2 tRNA genes and 3 rRNA genes are annotated in these 5727 nt (G+C 51.8%); all 5 read left to right on the top strand.

The features are described from left to right. Positions 1-476 precede the first annotated feature (476 nt). Positions 477-2013: ribosomal RNA gene (locus tag CXP40_RS23445) — 16S ribosomal RNA — on the top strand. Between the two features lie 85 nt (positions 2014-2098). Further along, positions 2099-2175 (top strand) — tRNA-Ile (locus CXP40_RS23440). 22 nt (positions 2176-2197) lie between these two features. Further along, positions 2198-2273 (top strand) — tRNA-Ala (locus CXP40_RS23435). A 261-nt stretch (positions 2274-2534) separates the two neighbouring features. Further along, a 23S ribosomal RNA gene (locus CXP40_RS23430) occupies positions 2535-5427 on the top strand. 138 nt (positions 5428-5565) lie between these two features. Further along, positions 5566-5681: ribosomal RNA gene (gene rrf, locus CXP40_RS23425) — 5S ribosomal RNA — on the top strand. Together the 16S, 23S and 5S rRNA genes with 2 tRNA genes alongside form the textbook arrangement of a ribosomal RNA operon. Positions 5682-5727 lie beyond the last annotated feature (46 nt).

Genomic DNA, 5727 nt, shown 5'->3' with positions numbered 1-5727 from the left:
AATGAAGGGCTTGCAAAGCTGGATCTGGCGTGTAGAATGCGCGTCGGTCGACAGGGTGGTGGTTTGGCTCTGTTGGTGGTTCGGTCGAATGGATCGAAAGCGGTTTGAAAGAGGTGGTTGACAGCGGTTTTGAACGCTGTAGAATGCGCCTCCCGCTGGAGAGAAGAAGTTCAGATCGAAGGCGCAAGTGGTTGAGTAGAAAGAAGTTTCTCTGGAAACAAATTCGAAAAACAGCTTGACAGATAGAGAGGCTGCTGTAGAATGCGCGCCTCGGTTGAGACGAAAGGCTTAACCAACTGTTCTTTAACAACTGAATCAAGCAATTCGTGTGGGTGCTTGTGAGGTAAGACTGATAGTCAACTGATTATCAGCATCACAAAGCAACACTCGTTAATTCGAGAGTTACCTTTCATTAATTTGAAAGTTTTGCGATTGCTGAGCCAAGTTTAGGGTTTTCTCAAAACCCAAGCAGTATTGAACTGAAGAGTTTGATCATGGCTCAGATTGAACGCTGGCGGCAGGCCTAACACATGCAAGTCGAGCGGATGAGAGGAGCTTGCTCCTTGATTTAGCGGCGGACGGGTGAGTAATGCCTAGGAATCTGCCTGGTAGTGGGGGATAACGTCCGGAAACGGGCGCTAATACCGCGTACGTCCTACGGGAGAAAGCAGGGGACCTTCGGGCCTTGCGCTATCAGATGAGCCTAGGTCGGATTAGCTAGTTGGTGAGGTAATGGCTCACCAAGGCGACGATCCGTAACTGGTCTGAGAGGATGATCAGTCACACTGGAACTGAGACACGGTCCAGACTCCTACGGGAGGCAGCAGTGGGGAATATTGGACAATGGGCGAAAGCCTGATCCAGCCATGCCGCGTGTGTGAAGAAGGTCTTCGGATTGTAAAGCACTTTAAGTTGGGAGGAAGGGCAGTAAGTTAATACCTTGCTGTTTTGACGTTACCGACAGAATAAGCACCGGCTAACTTCGTGCCAGCAGCCGCGGTAATACGAAGGGTGCAAGCGTTAATCGGAATTACTGGGCGTAAAGCGCGCGTAGGTGGTTCGTTAAGTTGGATGTGAAAGCCCCGGGCTCAACCTGGGAACTGCATCCAAAACTGGCGAGCTAGAGTACGGTAGAGGGTGGTGGAATTTCCTGTGTAGCGGTGAAATGCGTAGATATAGGAAGGAACACCAGTGGCGAAGGCGACCACCTGGACTGATACTGACACTGAGGTGCGAAAGCGTGGGGAGCAAACAGGATTAGATACCCTGGTAGTCCACGCCGTAAACGATGTCAACTAGCCGTTGGGTTCCTTGAGAACTTAGTGGCGCAGCTAACGCATTAAGTTGACCGCCTGGGGAGTACGGCCGCAAGGTTAAAACTCAAATGAATTGACGGGGGCCCGCACAAGCGGTGGAGCATGTGGTTTAATTCGAAGCAACGCGAAGAACCTTACCTGGCCTTGACATGCTGAGAACTTTCCAGAGATGGATTGGTGCCTTCGGGAACTCAGACACAGGTGCTGCATGGCTGTCGTCAGCTCGTGTCGTGAGATGTTGGGTTAAGTCCCGTAACGAGCGCAACCCTTGTCCTTAGTTACCAGCACGTTATGGTGGGCACTCTAAGGAGACTGCCGGTGACAAACCGGAGGAAGGTGGGGATGACGTCAAGTCATCATGGCCCTTACGGCCAGGGCTACACACGTGCTACAATGGTCGGTACAAAGGGTTGCCAAGCCGCGAGGTGGAGCTAATCCCATAAAACCGATCGTAGTCCGGATCGCAGTCTGCAACTCGACTGCGTGAAGTCGGAATCGCTAGTAATCGTGAATCAGAATGTCACGGTGAATACGTTCCCGGGCCTTGTACACACCGCCCGTCACACCATGGGAGTGGGTTGCTCCAGAAGTAGCTAGTCTAACCTTCGGGGGGACGGTTACCACGGAGTGATTCATGACTGGGGTGAAGTCGTAACAAGGTAGCCGTAGGGGAACCTGCGGCTGGATCACCTCCTTAATCGAAGACATCAGCTTCTTCATAAGTTCCCACACGAATTGCTTGATTCATAGTCGAAGACGATGCTGTAACGCGACCCTGTTATAGGTCTGTAGCTCAGTTGGTTAGAGCGCACCCCTGATAAGGGTGAGGTCGGCAGTTCAAATCTGCCCAGACCTACCAATTGCTTGGTGCAGAAGAATACGGGGCCATAGCTCAGCTGGGAGAGCGCCTGCCTTGCACGCAGGAGGTCAGCGGTTCGATCCCGCTTGGCTCCACCACTCTCTACGCGGTTACGGTGAGAAGAGAAAGAGTTCAGAAATGAGCGCTTCAGGGTAGACCTGGCGAGTGCTGATTTCTGGTCTTTTGACCGGTACGAATATCGTTCTTTAAAAATTTGGATATGTGATAGAAGTGACTGATTAATTGCTTTCACTGGCAATTGATCTGGTCAAGGTAAAATTTGTAGTTCTCAAGACGCAAATTTTCGGCGAATGTCGTCTTCACGATTGAGACAATAACCAGATTGCTTGGGGTTATATGGTCAAGTGAAGAAGCGCATACGGTGGATGCCTTGGCAGTCAGAGGCGATGAAAGACGTGGTAGCCTGCGAAAAGCTTTGGGGAGTCGGCAAACAGACTGTGATCCAGAGATCTCTGAATGGGGGAACCCACCCGGCATAAGCCGGGTATCTTGTACTGAATCCATAGGTGCAAGAGGCGAACCAGGGGAACTGAAACATCTAAGTACCCTGAGGAAAAGAAATCAACCGAGATTCCCTAAGTAGTGGCGAGCGAACGGGGACTAGCCCTTAAGTTGATTTGAGTGTAGTGGAAGGCTCTGGAAAGTGCCGCCGTAGTGGGTGATAGCCCCGTACACGAAACGCTCTTATCAATGAAATCGAGTAGGACGGGGCACGAGAAACCTTGTCTGAACATGGGGGGACCATCCTCCAAGGCTAAATACTACTGACTGACCGATAGTGAACCAGTACCGTGAGGGAAAGGCGAAAAGAACCCCGGAGAGGGGAGTGAAATAGAACCTGAAACCGTATGCGTACAAGCAGTGGGAGCCTACTTTGTTGGGTGACTGCGTACCTTTTGTATAATGGGTCAGCGACTTATATTCAGTGGCGAGCTTAACCGAATAGGGGAGGCGTAGCGAAAGCGAGTCTTAATAGGGCGCTTTAGTCGCTGGGTATAGACCCGAAACCGGGCGATCTATCCATGGGCAGGTTGAAGGTTAGGTAACACTGACTGGAGGACCGAACCGACTACCGTTGAAAAGTTAGCGGATGACCTGTGGATCGGAGTGAAAGGCTAATCAAGCTCGGAGATAGCTGGTTCTCCTCGAAAGCTATTTAGGTAGCGCCTCGTGTATCACTGCTGGGGGTAGAGCACTGTTTCGGCTAGGGGGTCATCCCGACTTACCAAACCGATGCAAACTCCGAATACCAGCAAGTGTCAGCACGGGAGACACACGGCGGGTGCTAACGTCCGTCGTGAAAAGGGAAACAACCCAGACCGTCAGCTAAGGTCCCAAAGTTATGGTTAAGTGGGAAACGATGTGGGAAGGCTTAGACAGCTAGGAGGTTGGCTTAGAAGCAGCCATCCTTTAAAGAAAGCGTAATAGCTCACTAGTCGAGTCGGCCTGCGCGGAAGATGTAACGGGGCTCAAACCATACACCGAAGCTACGGGTTCATCCTTTGGATGAGCGGTAGAGGAGCGTTCTGTAAGCCTGTGAAGGTGAGTTGAGAAGCTTGCTGGAGGTATCAGAAGTGCGAATGCTGACATGAGTAACGACAATGCGAGTGAAAAACTCGCACGCCGAAAGACCAAGGTTTCCTGCGCAACGTTAATCGACGCAGGGTTAGTCGGCCCCTAAGGCGAGGCAGAAATGCGTAGTCGATGGGAAACGGGTTAATATTCCCGTACTTCTAGTTACTGCGATGGAGGGACGGAGAAGGCTAGGCCAGCACGGCGTTGGTTGTCCGTGTTTAAGGTTGTAGGCTGGTTTCTTAGGTAAATCCGGGAGATCAAGGCCGAGAACTGATGACGAGCGTTCTTTTAGAATGCGAAGTGGTTGATGCCATGCTTCCAGGAAAAGCTTCTAAGCTTCAGGTAACTAGGAACCGTACCCCAAACCGACACAGGTGGTTAGGTAGAGAATACCAAGGCGCTTGAGAGAACTCGGGTGAAGGAACTAGGCAAAATGGCACCGTAACTTCGGGAGAAGGTGCGCCGGTGAGGGTGAAGTATTTACTACGTAAGCCCATGCCGGTCGAAGATACCAGGCCGCTGCGACTGTTTATTAAAAACACAGCACTCTGCAAACACGAAAGTGGACGTATAGGGTGTGACGCCTGCCCGGTGCCGGAAGGTTAATTGATGGGGTTAGCGCAAGCGAAGCTCTTGATCGAAGCCCCGGTAAACGGCGGCCGTAACTATAACGGTCCTAAGGTAGCGAAATTCCTTGTCGGGTAAGTTCCGACCTGCACGAATGGCGTAACGATGGCGGCGCTGTCTCCACCCGAGACTCAGTGAAATTGAAATCGCTGTGAAGATGCAGTGTATCCGCGGCTAGACGGAAAGACCCCGTGAACCTTTACTATAGCTTTGCACTGGACTTTGAGCTTGCTTGTGTAGGATAGGTGGGAGGCTTTGAAGTGGGGACGCCAGTTCTCATGGAGCCATCCTTGAAATACCACCCTGGCAACCTTGAGGTTCTAACTCTGGTCCGTTATCCGGATCGAGGACAGTGTATGGTGGGTAGTTTGACTGGGGCGGTCTCCTCCCAAAGAGTAACGGAGGAGTACGAAGGTGCGCTCAGACCGGTCGGAAATCGGTCGTAGAGTATAAAGGCAAAAGCGCGCTTGACTGCGAGACAGACACGTCGAGCAGGTACGAAAGTAGGTCTTAGTGATCCGGTGGTTCTGTATGGAAGGGCCATCGCTCAACGGATAAAAGGTACTCCGGGGATAACAGGCTGATACCGCCCAAGAGTTCATATCGACGGCGGTGTTTGGCACCTCGATGTCGGCTCATCACATCCTGGGGCTGAAGCCGGTCCCAAGGGTATGGCTGTTCGCCATTTAAAGTGGTACGCGAGCTGGGTTTAGAACGTCGTGAGACAGTTCGGTCCCTATCTGCCGTGGACGTTTGAGATTTGAGAGGGGCTGACCTTAGTACGAGAGGACCGGGTTGGACGAACCTCTGGTGTTCCGGTTGTCACGCCAGTGGCATTGCCGGGTAGCTATGTTCGGAAAAGATAACCGCTGAAAGCATCTAAGCGGGAAACTTGCCTCAAGATGAGATCTCACTGGAGCCTTGAGCTCCCTAAAGGGCCGTCGAAGACTACGACGTTGATAGGTTGGGTGTGTAAGCGCTGTGAGGCGTTGAGCTAACCAATACTAATTGCCCGTGAGGCTTGACCATATAACACCCAAACAATCTGCCCTCGTGCAGAGGGTGTCGATGGTGAAATCGACAGAAAGCCGAAAATTTGCAAGAACTACAAATGATCTATCACGTATCCAAGGGATAGCGTCTCACGACGACATCCCAACCGAATTGCTTGACGACCATAGAGCGTTGGAACCACCTGATCCCATCCCGAACTCAGTAGTGAAACGACGCATCGCCGATGGTAGTGTGGTGCTTCACCATGTGAGAGTAGGTCATCGTCAAGCTCCTATACGAAACCCCAGATCGCGAAAGCGGTCTGGGGTTTCTTCT

Origin of the sequence: Pseudomonas sp. YY-1 (assembly GCF_002843095.1) — a bacterium.
GTDB lineage: Bacteria > Pseudomonadota > Gammaproteobacteria > Pseudomonadales > Pseudomonadaceae > Aquipseudomonas > Aquipseudomonas sediminis_A.
The sequence above is the reverse complement of the archived record's forward strand: the minus strand, read 5'-3'. Positions and strand labels throughout refer to the sequence as shown.